This window comes from Rhizobium sp. 268, assembly GCF_036571585.1.
GTDB classification, from domain to species: Bacteria; Pseudomonadota; Alphaproteobacteria; order Rhizobiales; family Rhizobiaceae; genus Rhizobium; species Rhizobium redzepovicii.
The window spans coordinates 42,889-59,392 of sequence record NZ_JAPPSO010000006.1 but is presented as its reverse complement, the minus strand read 5'-3'; the positions used below and the strand labels follow the sequence as shown (position 1 = coordinate 59,392).

Genomic DNA, 16,504 nt, shown 5'->3' with positions numbered 1-16,504 from the left:
CCGGTACGTCGAGGAGCCTATGATAACAAAACTCATCCTTGCATCGTCGAGCCCGTTTCGGCGGATGCTGATGGAAAATGCCGGCCTATTCTTTGAGGCGCATGCCGCGCGGATCGATGAAAGGGCGGTCGAAGCCCCGTTGGAAAAAGCCGGCGCTCAGCCGGATGCCGTTGCTCTCGTCCTCGCCAAGGCCAAGGCCCAAGAGGTCAGCAGCCGTTTCCCCGATGGCCTGGTCATCGGTTCAGATCAGACGATGTCGCTCGGCGATCGCGTCTTCCATAAGCCGACGGATATGGCCGAAGCGGCAAATCACCTCCAGACTCTTTCTGGAGCAACCCACCGCCTGAACAGTGCTGTGGCAATCGTCCGCAACGGGGCTGTGGTGTGGGAACATCTCGCCCATGCCGATCTAACCATGCGGCCGCTGACCGCGGATTTCATTGGGCGGCACCTGGCCCGTGTCGGCAACAAGGCGCTCTCCAGCGTCGGCGCCTATCAATTGGAAGGGGAGGGCATTCAGCTGTTCGAGAAAATCGAAGGTGATTATTTCACCATTCTCGGCCTGCCGATGTTACCGCTTCTGGAAAAATTACGCGACCTCGGAGCGATCGATGGGTGATTCACGTGAAACATTCGGGCCGAAAGCGTTTGTCACGGGCTTTCCGGTCAAGCATTCGCGCTCGCCGTTGATCCACGGATATTGGCTGAAGACGCTCGGCCTGCCAGGCAGCTATCGCGCCCATGAAGTGGCGCCCGAGGGCTTTGCCGATTTTATTGCTTCGCTGAAGGATGGCAGTTCCGGCTTTGCCGGCGGCAATGTCACCATTCCCCACAAGGAACTGGCTTTCCGTCTCGCCGACAAGCCGGACGAACTGTCGCGCGAACTCGGCGCCTCGAACACGCTCTGGCGGGAGAATGGCCTCCTGCATGCGACGAACACCGACGGCGTCGGCTTCACTGCCAATCTCGACGAACGCCATCCGGGGTGGGACCGCCACGACACGGCGGTCGTCTTTGGCGCCGGCGGCGCCAGCCGGGCGATCATCCAGGCGGTTCGCGACCGCGGTTTCAAGACGATCCATGTGGTCAACCGTACCGTCGAACGCGCCCGTGAACTGGCCGACCGTTTTGGTCCGAAAGTTCAGGCCCATCCGGCGGGTGCCCTGGCCGAGGTGATGAAAGGCGCCGGCCTCTTCATCAATACCACCTCGCTCGGCATGGACGGCGAGGCCGCACCCCAGCTCGATTTCACGCCTCTCGCAACTGAGGCCGTCGTCACCGATATCGTCTATATCCCCCTGAAGACTCCGATCCTGGCACAGGCGGAAGAGCAGGGCTTTCCGATCGTCGATGGTCTCGGCATGCTGCTGCATCAGGCTGTGCCGGGATTCGAAAAATGGTTCGGCAAGCGTCCTGTCGTCGACGCGGCACTGCGCGCGCTGATCATCGCGGATATGGAAGCACACTGATGCTGAAGATTGGACTGACCGGCTCCATCGGTATGGGAAAATCGACGGCGGGCAAGCTCTTTGCCGAGGCCGGCATCCCGCTGAATGATTCGGATGCCGTGGTCCACGATCTCTATGCCGGCGAGGCCGCACCCCTGGTGGATGCCGCCTTTCCCGGCACGATGAAGGATGGCGCCGTCGACCGCCACGAACTTGGCCGTCAGCTGGCGCTTGATCCCGGCGGCTTCAAACGCCTGGAAGCGATCGTCCATCCGCTGGTGCGCAAACGCGAGATGGAATTTTTAAAACGGCAGCGCCGCGCCGGCGCCGGGATGGTCGTGCTCGATATTCCGTTGCTCTTCGAAACCAACGCCTGGGAAAGAGTGGATGTCGTCGTCGTCGTCAGCGCCGGTCCACAGATTCAACGCGAGAGGGTGCTTGCGCGCGAAGGCATGACCGAGGAAAAATTCGAGATGATTCTCTCACGCCAGACGCCGGACGGGGAAAAACGGCGGCGGGCGGATTATCTGATCGACAGCAGCCGCAGTATCGCGGAGACGAAGGAACGGGTGCTCGAGATTATCGCCGACCTGAAAACGCGGATTGCCAAGGGAGATTTCCGGAATGCGTGAGATCATCTTCGATACGGAAACCACGGGCCTCGACAACCGTGCCGACCGCATCATCGAAATCGGCGGCATCGAGCTCTTCAACCATTTCCCGACCGGCAATGTGATCCATATCTACATCAATCCAGGCGATCAGAAGGTTCATCCGGATGCGCTCGCCGTGCACGGCATCACCGACGAATTCCTGAAGGACAAGAAACCCTTTGCTGAGGTCGCCGAGGAAATCCTGACCTTCTTCGGCGACGCAAAGTGGATTGCCCATAACGCCACCTTCGATATGGGCTTCATCAACGCCGAATTGGCGCGGATCGGTTTGCCGCCGATCCTGCCGGAGCGGGTGCTGGACACCCTGTCGATGGCGCGGCGCAAACATCCGATGGGCCCGAATTCACTCGACGCGCTCTGCCGGCGCTACGGCATCGACAATTCGCACCGCACCAAACACGGCGCGCTGCTCGACTCCGAACTGCTCGCCGAAGTCTATATCGAGATGATCGGCGGCAGGCAGGCAGCTTTCGGCCTCAGCATGACCGCTACCTCAGGTCAGAACGGTCGCGGCGATGCGACTGAGGAGGACGATGTGGTGATTGCATCCGTGTTCGAGCGGCCTCGCCCGCTTGCCCCCCGGCTCAGCCAGTCCGAGGCGCAGGCGCATGAGGCGCTCGTCGCCAAGCTCGGTGAAAAAGGCATCTGGGCAAAATACGCCAGCCCGAACTAAACCGGCCGCAATTGAAAATGCCCGGGACTTGCCCGGGCATCTGCATCTCAAAACCGAAAAGATCCGATCAGTTCGGAACGGCCTCAACCTTTGCGCGGGCCTGTTCTTCGGCAACGCGCTGGGCGAACATCTGCGTGAAGTCGATCGGGTCGATCATCAGCGGCGGGAAACCGCCGTTGCGGGTGACGTCGGCGATGATCTGACGGGCGAAGGGGAAGAGCATGCGCGGGCACTCGATGAAGAGAACCGGCAGCATGTGTTCCTGCGGGAAACCGGCAACGCGGAAGACGCCGCCATAAGCGAGTTCTGTATGGAACACCGTCTTGTCGCCGTCCTTGGCTTCGGCATTCAGCGACAGCACGACATCGAAATCCGTATCCGAAAGCGGGTTGGCGTTAACGTTCACATTGATGTTGATCGTCGGCGCCTTGTCGCGGGCCTGCAGCGAACGCGGCGCACCCGGATTTTCGAAGGAGAGGTCCTTGGTATATTGCGCAAGGATCGAAAGGGTGGGGCTGGCCGCACCGTTGGTGTTGTTATCGTCTGCCATTGGCTTTTCCTCGAGGGGCATGGGAATGGTGCCGCCATCTAACATTTCAGGGAAGGGCTTACAACCCTGAGCGCTTGGCGCCGTTGATCGGTCGAAGCGCCTCAATCTCCGAGATGTTTGCCCGACCATGGCGAGTTGCGGTCCGGCTCCCTATGATAGTCCTCGTCGTCGAGGTCGACCACCTTCGAATTCCGGTTGCCGTCGCGGAAATCCGGTTGCGAGGAGGCGGAAAAGCCGCTCCTGGCGTTGACCGTGACGAAGCGTTTGGCGACCCACCGCCAGACGAAATCACGCACCGGCGGAATGAGGATCAGGATTGCGATGACATCCGTGATGAAACCGGGAACGATCAGCAGCAGCGACGCGATGACGTTCATCGCCGGCTGCAGCAGCTCGCGGCCCGGCATCACCCCGTTTCGTCCTTCGCTCGACATGCGGCGCAAAATACCGATGCCCTGCCGGCGCAGCAGAACCACCCCGAGAACGAAGCCCAGCATGACGAGCGCCAGTGTCAGCCACAATCCGATTGCCCGGCCGACGACGACGAAACCGGCAATTTCGGCGAGCGGCAGCAGTAGAATGAAAGCTGGCAGGATCGAAAAACGCATGGTCGTGATGTCCCGGGCTTGCCGGTCTCCTCTTGGCGCTGGCGAAGATGCCAGCCATCATTTGAATCATCTGTATAGGCAGACTATATGGGAGTACAAATCAGAGATGTTAACGGCGGCTGCGATACGATATGAGTTCGAACGACTTCATCACATTATTCTTCCTGGTCGCGGCTGTGCTGATTTTCTTTCAGCTCCGCTCCGTGCTCGGGCGCCGCACAGGAAATGAGAAGCCGCCGCGCGATCTCTATACGCCGCGCGATGCGGCTCCGGCCGAAACCGCCGATGCCGGCAAGGTCGTGACGCTGCCGCGCCGCGATGCGACGAGCGAGGATGAGGATCGTTTCGCTGCCATCGACGCCTTCGCCGCACCCGGAACGCCGCTCAACGAATCGCTGCGCGCGCTGAACAAGGCCGATCCGGCCTTCAGCCCGAAAGAGTTTTTGAATGGCGCCCGCATGGCTTACGAGATGATCGTCATGGCCTATGCCGATGGCGACCGGAAAACGCTGAAGAACCTGCTGTCGCGCGAAGTATACGACGGCTTCGATGCCGCGATCGGCGAGCGCGAAACCCGGGGCGAGAAAGTGAAGTCCACCTTCGTCGGCATCGACAAGGCCGAAATCACCCATGCGGAGACGAAGGGCAGTGAAGCGCAGATCACCGTTCGCATCATCAGCCAGCTGATATCGGCCACTTACGACAAAGCGGACGTGCTGATCGAAGGCGACGCCGAAAACGTCGCCGAGGTCAACGACCTCTGGACTTTCGCCCGCGACACCCGCTCGCGCGATCCGAACTGGAAACTCGTGGCGACCGAATCGGAACATGAGTGACCACGCATCGGACTTCGTCCTGCAGGCCGTAAGCTTCGACACTCTGGAAGGCTGGAAGGATGACGATCCCTCCGGCCTTTTTGAAGTCATGCGGCGCTGCCGCCGCCAGATCAGCGATGTCAAACTCTACCGCACCGGATCGCTTGGCCTGAGCTCGGAAGACCTGCTGCCGCTTCTGCACGCCGCCGAAGATTTCACGCCGTCATCGCCATCAGCGGCGCGCGCCTTTTTCGAGACGCATTGTCGGCCCTTCCTGATTCGCCGCAAGGATGGCAATCCCGGCTTCGTCACCGCCTTTTACGAACCTGATATCGAGGTGTCGGAGCGGCCGGACGAGGTTTTCCGTTTCCCTTTCTACCGGCGCCCGGACGATCTGATCGATCTCGACGATGCCAATCGCCCCGCCGATCTCGACAATTCCTATGCTTTCGGCCGCCTGCATGATGGCCGCATCGCTGCCTATCCGGATCGCCGCGCCATCGACCAGGGTTTTCTCGAAGGCCGCGGTCTTGAAATCGCCTGGGCGAAGTCGAAAGTCGACGTCTTCTTTGTGCATGTGCAGGGCGCGGCCCGTTTGCGTTACGGCGATGGCCGCATCGGCCGCATCACCTATGCGGCGAAGGCCGGCCATCCTTTCTCGGCGGTCGGCAAGCTGCTGATCGACCGAGGCGAGATCGCTCGCGCCGACGTCTCGATGCAGTCGATCCGCGCCTGGCTGGCGCGCAATCCCGAGTACGTAGACGAGGTGCTGTGGCATAACCGCTCCTATATCTTCTTCCGGGAAGCGCCCGTTGCCGATCCCGAGGCCGGTCCAGTCGCCGCCGCCAAGGTTCCGCTTTTGGCCGGACGCTCGCTTGCCGTCGACCGGATGATCCATACCTTCGGCTTTCCCTTCTTCATCCGCTCCGAAAGCCTCACCCATCTCGATGACGCCCGGCCCTTCCGCCGGCTGATGCTGGCGCTCGATACCGGCTCGGCGATCGTCGGGCCGGCGCGCGGCGATATCTTCACCGGCTCGGGGGATCTGGCCGGAGAAAGGGCCGGCACCGTTCGCAACGATGCCGATTTCGCCATCCTTATTCCCCAAGCTGCCGCCGGACGATTCGACTGATGGCCAGGGATCGGAAACTCAGCGCGGACGAGAGGATCCTCTGGGGCAAGGTTGCCCGCAGCACAAGGCCGATGCCCGGTAAGGCGGGTGAATTGACCGAACTCGATGCTTTTCTTGTCGAAGCCGAAGCGGCGGCCGAACAGGAGAAGGCAGGAAAGCAGACATCCGCCGCACCTCTGTCGCCGCAGCACGCAGCACCCTCGGCGCCGAAACCGCCGACAGGCGTGCATCATCCACTGGAAAAGCCGGTCAAGCGCAAGATCGCCAAGGGCCGGCTGGCGCTCGAAGCGCGGATCGACCTGCATGGGCTGGTGCAGAGCGAGGCTCATGTCATCCTGCTCGATTTCCTGATGCGCGCCCATGAGCGCGGCATGCGCCATGTCCTGGTCATCACCGGCAAAGGCAGCTCGATGGGCAGCGACGGCGCGCTGAAGCGGGCCGTGCCGCTTTGGTTCTCGAAGCCGGAATTCCGCTACCTGATCTCGTCTTATGAATCGGCCGCACAGCATCATGGCGGGGAGGGCGCTCTCTACATTCGCCTGTCGCGGCGGCATGGGGAAAAGCCATGACCCCTTTCGGAGAGGCGATTCGCAAGCTGAGAGCGCGTAAGGGTGTCTCGCAGAAGGAGATGGCGGAAGCGCTGAATGTCTCTCCCGCCTATCTCTCGGCGCTCGAACATGGCAAGCGTGGTTTGCCGACATTCGATCTGCTGCAGCGCATCGCCGGCTATTTCAACATCATCTGGGATGAGGCCGAGGAACTGTTTCTGCTCGCCCGCTCCTCCGACCCGCGCGTCGTCATCGACACATCAGGCCTGCCGCCGGAATATACCGAATTTGCCAACCGATTGGCGCGGCGGATCCGCAGCCTTGACAGCGCAGAGATAGGGCGGCTATCCGCTCTTCTCGAAAATGGCGTCAAAGGCGACGGAAAAGCGTCATAATCCCCTGTTTTATGCCTTGTTCAGGGGACTTGCCATTGGGAAGTGTGTCCAAAAAACCTATATACGAGAGTGAAGAAAGCCGGTGATTCGCAAGGCGCGCCGCAGCTTTACGACAACAGGGAAAATCTCGACAGAATGAGCGATACATCCGCGACGGAAAACGGCGTAAGCACCGAATATGGCGCAGATTCCATCAAGGTTCTGAAGGGCCTTGATGCCGTGCGCAAGCGTCCCGGCATGTATATCGGCGATACCGACGATGGCTCCGGCCTTCATCACATGGTCTATGAGGTCGTCGACAACGCGATCGACGAAGCGCTTGCCGGCCATGCCGACATCGTCACCGTCACGCTCAATCCGGATGGCTCGGTGACCGTCACCGATAACGGCCGCGGCATCCCGACGGATATTCATACCGGGGAAGGCGTATCGGCGGCCGAAGTCATCATGACTCAGCTGCATGCCGGCGGCAAGTTCGACCAGAATTCCTACAAGGTCTCCGGCGGTCTGCACGGCGTCGGCGTCTCCGTCGTCAACGCATTGTCCGTTTGGCTGAAACTGAAGATCCGCCGCCAGGGCAAGATCCATGAAATGAGCTTCACCCATGGTGTGGCCGATGCGCCGCTCAAGGTCACCGGCGAAGCGCCCAATGAGACCGGCACGGAAGTGAGTTTCATGCCGAGCACCGATACTTTCACCATGACGGAGTTCGACTACGGCACGCTCGAGCATCGCCTGCGCGAACTCGCCTTCCTGAACTCGGGCGTGCGCATCCTGCTGACCGACAAGCGCCATTCCGATATCAAGCAGGAGGAGCTGCGTTATGACGGCGGCCTCGAGGCTTTCGTCGCTTATCTCGACCGTGCCAAGAAGTCGCTCGTCGACAAGCCGGTCGCCATCCGCGGCGAAAAAGACGGCATCACCGTCGAAGTGGCGATGTGGTGGAACGACAGCTACCACGAGAATGTGCTCTGCTTCACCAACAACATCCCGCAGCGCGACGGCGGCACCCATATGGCCGGTTTCCGGGCAGCCTTGACGCGCCAGGTCGTATCCTACGCCGACAGTTCCGGCATCACCAAAAGAGAAAAGGTGACGCTGCAGGGCGAGGATTGCCGCGAAGGCCTGACGGCGGTGCTTTCGGTCAAGGTGCCTGATCCGAAATTTTCCTCGCAGACCAAGGATAAGCTGGTTTCCTCGGAAGTCCGTCCGGTTGTCGAAAGCCTCGTTAACGAGGCGCTGAACACCTGGTTCGAAGAGCATCCGAGCGAAGCCAAGATTCTGGTCGGCAAGGTCGTCGAGGCAGCGGCGGCGCGCGAAGCGGCCCGCAAGGCCCGCGAATTGACCCGCCGCAAGGGCGCACTCGATATCGCCTCGCTGCCCGGCAAGCTCGCCGACTGCTCAGAGCGTGATCCGACAAAATCGGAGGTCTTCCTCGTCGAGGGCGACTCCGCCGGCGGCTCGGCCAAGCAGGGCCGCTCGCGCGAAAACCAGGCGATCCTGCCGTTGCGCGGCAAGATCCTCAATGTCGAGCGTGCCCGTTTCGACAAGATGCTGTCGAGCCAGGAAATCGGCACGCTGATCACAGCACTCGGCACCGGCATCGGCAAGGACGAGTTCAACGTCGAAAAGCTGCGCTATCACAAGATTATTATCATGACGGATGCTGACGTCGACGGCGCTCATATCCGCACCCTGCTGCTCACCTTTTTCTTCCGCCAGATGCCGGAACTTATCGAGCGCGGCCATCTCTATATCGCCCAGCCGCCACTCTATAAGGTCTCGCGCGGCAAGTCGGTGCAGTATCTGAAGGACGAAAAGGCGCTGGAGGAATACCTCATCAGCCAGGGCCTGGAAGATGCGGCTCTGAAACTCGGCAGCGGCGAAGTCCGCACCGGCCAGGACCTGCGCGAGGTCATCCTCGACGCGTTGCGCATGCGCGCTTTGCTCGACAATCTCCATTCGCGTTACAATCGCGCGGCCATCGAACAGGCGGCGATCGCCGGCGCCCTCAATGCCGAACGCGTCAGCGATCGGGCAAGAGCGCAGGCATTGACGAGCGAGGTGGCAAGCCGCCTCGACATCATCGCCGAGGAAACCGAACGCGGTTGGCAGGGTGATCTGGCCAGCGATGGCGGCCTGCGCCTCGAACGCATGGTCCGCGGCGTCAAGGAAATCGTCGTGCTCGACATGGCGCTGATCGGCTCCTCGGATGCTCGGCACATCGACCAGCTGACGTCACGGCTCAAGGAAATCTATCAGACGCCGCCGTCCCTGCATCGACGCGAAGGCGACCTCGAGATCTCGGGCCCGCGCGCCTTGCTCGACGCCATCTTTGCAACCGGCCGCAAGGGCCTGACCATGCAGCGATACAAGGGTCTTGGTGAGATGAATGCCGAGCAGCTCTGGGAAACGACGCTGGATCCCAACGTGCGCTCCCTGCTGCAGGTCAAGGTCAACGACGCCACTGATGCTGACGGCCTCTTCGCCCGACTGATGGGTGACGAAGTCGAACCGCGGCGCGAATTCATCCAGGACAACGCACTGAGCGTCGCAAACCTCGATATCTGATTGTTATTTTACCAAGCAGAAGCCGCGCCGTCTCTAGATGGCGGGGCTTTTGCTTGTGAGGGGCGATTAATCCGCGAGGAAACGGCCGTTGAACGCGACCTCGGCGAGCGGTTTGCGCTGACTGGGGAATTCGCGCGCCTGGTTGCGTTCGGAAAGAACGCTCTTGTCGGCCAGACGGCCGACGGCAACGCCGGCTTCCACCCGGTAACCCTCGGGAATGCCGAAGCTCTTCATGATTTCCTGGTGTTTGATGCCGCCCATGCCATGGGCGTAGAAACCAGAAAGGCGCGCTTGCAGCGACAGGTGGCCCCATGCCGCGCCAGCATCGAAGGAATGGGTGTAGCTGGGTTTCTCCTCGCCGGAACCGGCAACGCCGGTAAAGCTGCGCGACACGACAAAAATCAGCGCCGAGGCATTCCTGGCCCATTCCTGATTGGCATCGACGAGCAATGCGACGAATTTCTCCCAATGTTCCGAACCCTTAAGCGCATAGATAAAACGCCAGGGCTGGTGATTGGACGAAGACGGCGCCCAATGGGCGGCATCGAGCAGGCTGAGCAGTTGGGCTTCCTCGATAATTTCGCCGGTGAAGGCGCGGGGTGACCAGCGGTCGAGAAACATCGGATCGATCGGATATTGGGATTCGCGGCTATTGCTCTTGGTCATGCTTATTCCCTGAGGGCAGAAATTTGGATCGGGGTTCGTGTTAGTCGGTCCAGACGATGTCGAGTTCCTCGCGAAAGGCGAAGCGCTTCAGATGATCGTCGATGACACCCTGCATTCTTAGCTGTTGTTCGGGGTCGGCGACGGAAAGTATCATGGTCAGCGCCGCATCATCGGCGGTGAACGTCACCTCTGCCGTCTCGCTGAACGGCACGCGGCCCTTGTTCGGATCGAAATCGACGCTGAATTTGTGACTCCAGTGTTTGCAGAGCTGCTGTAGATAGCGGCTTGCATGTTCCGTGCGCACGACAGCCTGGGAGAGATGCATTTTCGAACTCCACGTCATCTTCGGATCGGTTGGGAGTCATATTTCCTGCTTCATGGGCTTGGCAAGCGCAGCATCGTCGCAATTCGGGTGCACAGACTGTCTTCATAAAAGCGGTCTACGACATGCAAAACATCGCCGAAATCCGACTAAATTCGAGGAAAGCCGTACCGCTTCGCGCCAAAGCCGTAATGACACCGGTGAATAATTCGTTCATAGGTGGCTGCAAATCCGTTTTCGATGAGGAGGAAATTCCATGAAGCTGATGCGTGTTGGCCAAGCAGGCAATGAAAAACCCGCGCTTCTCGATGCCGATGGCAAGATCCGCGATCTCTCCGGTCATGTCGCCGATATCGCCGGCGAGGCGATCACGCCGGCCGGTCTTGCGAAGATGGCGGCGATCGATCCGAAGAGCCTTCCGGAACTTATGCCCGGCCGTATTGGCGCCTGTGTCGCCGGCACTGGCAAATTCATCTGCATCGGCTTGAATTATTCGGATCATGCTGCCGAAACTGGCGCCACCGTTCCGCCCGAGCCGATCATCTTCATGAAAGCAACATCGGCAATCGTCGGGCCGAACGACGATGTCATCATTCCCCGCGGTTCGGAAAAGACCGATTGGGAAGTCGAACTTGGCGTCGTCATCGGCAAGACCGCAAAATATGTGACGGAAGCCGAAGCGCTGGATTATGTCGCCGGTTATTGCGTCTCCAACGACGTTTCCGAGCGCGCTTTCCAAACCGAGCGGTCCGGCCAATGGACAAAGGGCAAATCCTGCGACACCTTTGGTCCGATCGGCCCATGGCTCGTGACCAAGGACGAAATCCCCGAACCGCAGAACCTCGGCATGTGGCTGACGGTCAACGGCCAGAAGATGCAGAACGGCTCGTCGAAGACCATGGTTTACGGGGTGGCTTTCCTGGTCTCCTACCTCAGCCAGTTCATGTCGCTGCATCCCGGCGACGTGATCTCGACCGGCACGCCTCCGGGCGTCGGCATGGGCCTCAAGCCGCCGCGTTTTCTCAAGGCTGGCGACGTGGTCGAGCTCGGCATCGAAGGTCTCGGCACACAGAAGCAGACTTTCGTAGCGGACCATTAACGACGCTTCCTGCTGAGAAACTTAAGTTTTCAGGGCGATTATGATGCCGGGGATCAAATCTCCGGCATTTCTTGTGTGGGTCTGGTTCGTCCATGTTGCTGTGCAACAAAAAACTGTTAGTCTGCGTTACGTGCCCGCGTAACGGAAAGAGTCGATGCCGCTCAATCGGCCTCATCTTTTCGATAGAGAAAGGTGGCGCCTTTGTTTTATCAGCTTTATGAATTGAACCATGCCGCCATGGCGCCGTTTCGCGCCGCGGCCGATATCATGCGATTTGCCTATGCCAATCCGCTGAACCCGTTTTCCCATACGCCGCTCGGCCGGACGATGGCGGCAAGCCTCGAAATGTTCGAACGCACGACGCGCCGTTACGGCAAGCCGGAATTCGGACTGAATCAAACGACGATCGGCGATCGGATGGTTTCCGTCCGTGAAGAGATCGTCTGGTCGCGGCCCTTCTGCAATCTCCTACATTTCGCGCGCAATGTTCCAGCCGCCCGCGGCAACGATCCGCGCATTCTGATTGTTGCACCGATGTCCGGCCATTATGCGACGCTGCTGCGCGGCACAGTGGAGGCGCTGCTGCCGAGTGCCGATGTCTACATCACCGACTGGATCGACGCCCGCATGGTGCCGATGACGGAAGGCACCTTCGATTTCGACGACTATGTCGATTACGTCATCGAGATGCTGCATTTCCTCGGTCACGACACACATGTCATCGCCGTTTGTCAGCCTTCCGTTCCGGTGCTGGCTGCGGCTGCGGTGATGGAGGAAGCCAATGATCCGCTGTCGCCGGCGTCGATGACGCTGATGGGCGGCCCGATCGATACGCGCATCAACCCGACGGCGGTCAACAAGCTCGCCCAGGAGCGGTCGCTTCAGTGGTTCTCCGACAATGTCATCATGAACGTGCCCTGGCCGCAGCCGGGCTTCATGCGCCCGGTCTATCCGGGATTCCTGCAGCTTTCGGGATTCATGTCGATGAATCTCGACCGACACCTCGTCGCGCACAAGGAATTCTTCATGCATCTCGTGAAGAACGACGGCGAACCGGAAAAGCATCGCGATTTCTACGACGAATATCTCGCCGTCATGGATCTGACCGCCGAATTCTACCTGCAGACGGTCGAGGAGGTCTTCATCAAGCATTCCCTGCCGAAGGGCGAATTGATGCATCGCGGCAAACGCGTCGATCCGGCAGCGATCCGCAAAGTGGCGCTTCTGACCGTCGAAGGTGAGAATGACGATATATCGGGGGTCGGCCAGACCAAGGCGGCGCAGACCATCTGCGTCAACATTCCCGAAGATATGCGCATGCATTACCTGCAGCCGGATGTCGGCCATTATGGTGTTTTCAACGGCTCGCGGTTCCGCCGCGAGATCGCGCCGCGTATCCTCGATTTCGTCCGCCAGCATTCCCGTTCTGCCGTGAAGCCTCCGGTTCCGCGTGTCATCAAGGGCGGGCGGACAGCCTAAATCAGGCATGGCTGAATTAGCAAAATGGATTCAAGGCCTTGTCCGATTTCACGGGCAATCGTCTTGAAGGTTGTTATTGCGGTAACCACATCGATTTCAGCGTTCGGTATCCTGCCGGACGTGGAAAGCGAGGGATACCCGCACGATGAACCAGTCAGCATTGCTTCGACCGGATTGGACTCCGGCTACCATTGCCCTGATGATTCTCGGCTTCATGGTTTTCTGGCCTCTGGGTCTTGCCATGCTTGCCTACATCATCTTCGGCGACCGTCTGCGCGGCTTCAAGCGTGACGTCAACCAGGCGACCGATGGCTTCTTTGCCTCCTGCCGCCGCTCGAACGGCCGTCACCGCCCGCATTTCTCGACCGGCAACGTCGCCTTCGACGACTGGCGCAAGGCCGAGATCGACCGGATCGAGGAAGAGCGCCGCAAGCTCGATGAAATGCGCGAGGAATTCGACGCCTACATGCGCGAACTTCGCCGCGCCAAGGACCAGGAAGAGTTCGATCGCTTCATGCGTGACCGCAAGAACGCCAAGCGTGACGACAATGGCCCGGTCGCCGAATACCAGACGCCTTGAAGGCCTGAGCGCTGAATTGATGACCGGCATCTTCCGATGCCGGTTTTTCTATGTCCGCTCCCTCGGCGAATCGGATAGAAAACACCCATGTTCTCGCTTCTGAAGACAAGGCCGAAAGCGCGGAAACCGGCGCCGCCCGAAACGCGGACGCTGGAGGTGGCCGGCCGGCTGATGCCGTTGACCATCAAGCAGCATGACCGGGCGACCCGCATTACCTTGCGCATCGAGCCGGGCGGCCGGGCCTTGAAGATGACAGTGCCGAAGGGTCTTGCGGCGCGCGAGGTCAATGCCTTTCTCGATCGGCACCAGGGTTGGCTGCTGACCAAACTTGCCAAGTTTTCGACCGATGCCGGCCTTCGCGACGGCGGCGAAATTCTTTTTCGCGGCGTTTCCCATCGCATCCAGCATACCGGCAGCTTGCGCGGGCTGACGGAGGCAGTTTCGATAGACGGCAGACCGGTGCTGCGCGTCAGCGGCATGGAGGAACATATCGGACGGCGCATCGCGGCCTTTCTCAAGAAGGAGGCGCGCGCAGAGCTGGTGAAGCTCGCGACGATGCATGCCGGAACGATCCGGGCGCCGATCCGCTCGATCTCGATGAAGGACACGCGCAGCCGTTGGGGCTCGTGCTCGTCGGAGGGAAATTTGAGCTTTTCCTGGCGCATCGTTATGGCGCCGCCCTCGGTGATCGATTATCTCGCCGCCCATGAGGTCGCCCATCTCAAGGAAATGAACCACGGCCCGCACTTCTGGGCGCTCTGCCGGAAGCTTTGCCCCGGGATGGACGAAGCGAAATCCTGGCTGAAGCGGCATGGCAGCCAGCTGCACGCCATTGATTTCGATTAGAGAATGTCGCGCAAAAGTGTGCAGCGGTTTTGCTAGGCAAGCGCTGAGCGCTTTTGCCGCAAACGACATGCGTAAAAACAAAGAGCTAAAGCGCGAGGAGCGAACCTGAAAGATCGCTAAGCGCTTTTGCCGAAGGCCGCTCTAAATACAGCTTTCCATGCAAATTGGCTCGACTCTTGCCGCGTTTCGTGTCACTTCGCTGCCATGAGACCGGATATCAAGATCTGCGGCTTGACGACGCCTGATGCTGTCGATCGCGCGCTGACGCGCGGCGCGACCCATATCGGTTTTATTTTCTTCGAAAAGAGCCCACGTTATATCGAGCCGGACTTGGCGGCAAAACTTGCCGAGCCCGCGCGTGGCAAAGCGAAGATCGTCGCCGTCGTCGTCGATCCCAGCAATGACGAACTGGACGAGATCGTCTCGCTGTTGAAGCCGGATATCCTGCAGCTCCACGGCAATGAGAGCCCCGAACATGTGCTGACCATAAAGGCGCTCTACGGTCTGCCGGTCATGAAGGTATTTTCGGTGCGCACCGCCGACGATCTGAAACGCGTCGAGGCCTATATCGGCATCGCCGATCGTTTCCTCTTCGATGCAAAAGCGCCGAAGGGTTCCGAATTGCCGGGTGGTAACGGCATTTCCTTCGACTGGAGCCTTCTGAGCTGGCTCGACGGCAGCATCGACTACATGCTGTCAGGCGGTCTGAACAAGAACAATGTCGCTGATGCGCTGGCGAATACCAAGGCACGTGGTATCGACGTCTCCTCGGGCGTCGAAACTGCGCCTGGCGTGAAGAACGTCGCAATGATCGATGAATTTTTCGATGCGGTCGACGAGGCGGATGCGCCTGTCATGGCCTCAGGGAGTTGAGAGTGAACGAGACGCCTAAACCGAATTCCTTCCGTTCCGGGCCTGATGAAGACGGCCGCTTCGGCATCTATGGCGGTCGTTTCGTTGCCGAAACGTTGATGCCGCTGATCCTCGATCTGCAGGACGAATGGGACAGGGCGAAGAACGATCCGGCATTCCAGGCCGAATTGAAGCATCTCGGCGCCCATTATATCGGCCGCCCGAGCCCGCTCTATTTCGCCGAGCGGCTTACGGCCGAACTCGGCGGCGCGAAGATCTATTTCAAGCGTGAGGAGCTGAACCACACCGGCTCGCACAAGATCAACAACTGCATCGGCCAGATCCTGCTTGCCAAGCGCATGGGCAAGACCCGGATCATCGCCGAAACCGGCGCCGGCCAGCATGGAGTTGCCTCCGCCACAGTTGCCGCCCGCTTCGGCCTGCCCTGCGTGGTCTATATGGGCGCCACCGACGTCGAGCGTCAGGCGCCGAATGTTTTCCGCATGAAGCTGCTCGGCGCGGAAGTGAAGCCGGTGACGGCCGGCAGCGGCACGCTGAAAGATGCGATGAACGAGGCGCTCCGCGACTGGGTCACCAATGTCGAGGATACCTACTACCTGATCGGAACGGCGGCGGGTCCGCATCCCTATCCGGAGATGGTCCGCGATTTTCAGTCGGTGATCGGCACCGAAGCGAAAGAGCAGATGCTGGCAGCCGAAGGCCGCCTGCCGGATCTCGTCATCGCTGCCGTCGGCGGCGGTTCGAACGCGATCGGCATTTTCCATCCTTTCCTCGATGATCCGACAGTGAAGATCGTCGGCGTCGAAGCCGGCGGCAAGGGCCTGCAGGGCGACGAACATTGCGCGTCGATCACCGCCGGTTCGCCGGGTGTGCTGCACGGCAACCGCACCTATCTGCTGCAGGATGGCGACGGCCAGATCAAGGAAGGCCATTCGATTTCGGCCGGTCTCGATTATCCCGGCATCGGCCCCGAACATTCCTGGCTCAGTGATATCGGCCGCGTCGATTATGTACCGATCATGGATCACGAAGCGCTCGAGGCCTTCCAGACCCTGACCCGCCTCGAAGGCATTATCCCGGCGCTCGAGGCCGCGCATGCGATTGCCGAGGTGATCAAGCGCGCACCGACGATGGGCAAGGACGAGATCATCCTGATGAACCTCTCCGGCCGCGGCGACAAGGATATCTTCACCGTCGGCAAGATTCTGGGAATGGGACTGTAAGA

General features: G+C 60.1%; 19 protein-coding genes. 15 read left to right on the top strand and 4 right to left on the bottom strand.

The window, feature by feature from the left end:
• Nucleotides 1–19 precede the first annotated feature (19 nt).
• Genes OS035_RS13310 through dnaQ form a run of 4 tightly spaced genes read left to right on the top strand, consistent with a single transcriptional unit; the run spans nt 20 to nt 2,795 of the window.
• Nucleotides 20–619, top strand: a complete 600-nt coding sequence (locus tag OS035_RS13310) for a Maf-like protein (protein ID WP_097625095.1) — start codon at nt 20–22, stop codon at nt 617–619.
• Nucleotides 612–1,469 (top strand): shikimate dehydrogenase, encoded by an 858-nt coding sequence (locus tag OS035_RS13305; protein WP_097625096.1) that lies wholly within the window; start codon nt 612–614, stop codon nt 1,467–1,469. The genes OS035_RS13310 and OS035_RS13305 overlap by 8 nt, the downstream gene beginning before the upstream one ends.
• Complete coding sequence (coaE, locus tag OS035_RS13300; protein ID WP_097625097.1) at nt 1,469–2,080, top strand: dephospho-CoA kinase; 612 nt, start codon at nt 1,469–1,471, stop codon at nt 2,078–2,080. Before OS035_RS13305 ends, coaE begins: the two co-directional genes overlap by 1 nt.
• Nucleotides 2,073–2,795, top strand: a complete 723-nt coding sequence (gene dnaQ, locus OS035_RS13295; protein ID WP_097625098.1) for a DNA polymerase III subunit epsilon — start codon at nt 2,073–2,075, stop codon at nt 2,793–2,795. Before coaE ends, dnaQ begins: the two co-directional genes overlap by 8 nt.
• Before the next feature lie 67 nt (nt 2,796–2,862).
• Here dnaQ and secB read toward each other — a convergent pair whose 3' ends face one another.
• Together secB and OS035_RS13285 are read right to left on the bottom strand one after the other, a co-directional pair.
• Nucleotides 2,863–3,345: a protein-export chaperone SecB gene (gene secB / locus OS035_RS13290; RefSeq protein ID WP_003589527.1), complete on the bottom strand. Its 483-nt coding sequence runs from the start codon at nt 3,343–3,345 to the stop codon at nt 2,863–2,865.
• Nucleotides 3,346–3,446: 101 nt separating this feature from the next.
• Complete coding sequence (locus tag OS035_RS13285; RefSeq protein WP_183857321.1) at nt 3,447–3,953, bottom strand: FxsA family protein; 507 nt, start codon at nt 3,951–3,953, stop codon at nt 3,447–3,449.
• 131 nt (nt 3,954–4,084) lie between these two features.
• Here OS035_RS13285 and OS035_RS13280 point away from each other — a divergent pair, with 131 nt between their 5' ends.
• From OS035_RS13280 to gyrB, 5 genes are all read left to right on the top strand, one after another.
• Complete coding sequence (locus tag OS035_RS13280) at nt 4,085–4,789, top strand: Tim44/TimA family putative adaptor protein (protein WP_097625100.1); 705 nt, start codon at nt 4,085–4,087, stop codon at nt 4,787–4,789.
• Complete coding sequence (gene mltA / locus OS035_RS13275) at nt 4,782–5,900, top strand: murein transglycosylase A (protein ID WP_183857319.1); 1,119 nt, start codon at nt 4,782–4,784, stop codon at nt 5,898–5,900. The genes OS035_RS13280 and mltA overlap by 8 nt, the downstream gene beginning before the upstream one ends.
• A complete protein-coding gene (locus OS035_RS13270) occupies nt 5,900–6,469 on the top strand; it encodes a Smr/MutS family protein (protein ID WP_097625102.1) in 570 nt (189 codons plus the stop codon). The genes mltA and OS035_RS13270 overlap by 1 nt, the downstream gene beginning before the upstream one ends.
• Complete coding sequence (locus OS035_RS13265) at nt 6,466–6,843, top strand: helix-turn-helix domain-containing protein (RefSeq protein WP_012559396.1); 378 nt, start codon at nt 6,466–6,468, stop codon at nt 6,841–6,843. The genes OS035_RS13270 and OS035_RS13265 overlap by 4 nt, the downstream gene beginning before the upstream one ends.
• Nucleotides 6,844–6,978: 135 nt before the next feature.
• The gene (gene gyrB / locus OS035_RS13260; RefSeq protein ID WP_183857317.1) at nt 6,979–9,414 is read left to right on the top strand and encodes a DNA topoisomerase (ATP-hydrolyzing) subunit B; all 2,436 of its coding nucleotides are present in this window, start codon (nt 6,979–6,981) and stop codon (nt 9,412–9,414) included.
• Between the two features lie 66 nt (nt 9,415–9,480).
• Here the strand turns inward: gyrB and OS035_RS13255 are convergent, their stop codons facing one another.
• Nucleotides 9,481–10,080, bottom strand: coding sequence for a nitroreductase family protein (locus OS035_RS13255; RefSeq protein ID WP_183857315.1), 600 nt, complete (start codon nt 10,078–10,080; stop codon nt 9,481–9,483).
• Nucleotides 10,081–10,120: 40 nt separating this feature from the next.
• Complete coding sequence (locus tag OS035_RS13250) at nt 10,121–10,405, bottom strand: DUF2218 domain-containing protein (protein ID WP_097625104.1); 285 nt, start codon at nt 10,403–10,405, stop codon at nt 10,121–10,123.
• 253 nt (nt 10,406–10,658) lie between these two features.
• Between OS035_RS13250 and OS035_RS13245 the strand changes: the two genes are divergently transcribed.
• From OS035_RS13245 to trpB, 6 genes are all read left to right on the top strand, one after another.
• Nucleotides 10,659–11,501, top strand: a complete 843-nt coding sequence (locus OS035_RS13245; protein ID WP_331813795.1) for a fumarylacetoacetate hydrolase family protein — start codon at nt 10,659–10,661, stop codon at nt 11,499–11,501.
• 201 nt (nt 11,502–11,702) lie between these two features.
• Complete coding sequence (locus OS035_RS13240; RefSeq protein WP_331813794.1) at nt 11,703–12,980, top strand: polyhydroxyalkanoate depolymerase; 1,278 nt, start codon at nt 11,703–11,705, stop codon at nt 12,978–12,980.
• 145 nt (nt 12,981–13,125) lie between these two features.
• Nucleotides 13,126–13,560, top strand: coding sequence for a DUF2852 domain-containing protein (locus OS035_RS13235; RefSeq protein ID WP_003571403.1), 435 nt, complete (start codon nt 13,126–13,128; stop codon nt 13,558–13,560).
• An 87-nt stretch (nt 13,561–13,647) separates the two neighbouring features.
• Entirely contained in the window at nt 13,648–14,406 is a 759-nt protein-coding gene (locus OS035_RS13230) for a M48 family metallopeptidase (protein WP_097625107.1), read from the top strand.
• A gap of 204 nt (nt 14,407–14,610) precedes the next feature.
• Nucleotides 14,611–15,279: a phosphoribosylanthranilate isomerase gene (locus OS035_RS13225; protein WP_097625108.1), complete on the top strand. Its 669-nt coding sequence runs from the start codon at nt 14,611–14,613 to the stop codon at nt 15,277–15,279.
• Nucleotides 15,280–15,281: 2 nt separating this feature from the next.
• Nucleotides 15,282–16,502, top strand: coding sequence for a tryptophan synthase subunit beta (trpB, locus tag OS035_RS13220; RefSeq protein WP_183778524.1), 1,221 nt, complete (start codon nt 15,282–15,284; stop codon nt 16,500–16,502).
• Nucleotides 16,503–16,504 lie beyond the last annotated feature (2 nt).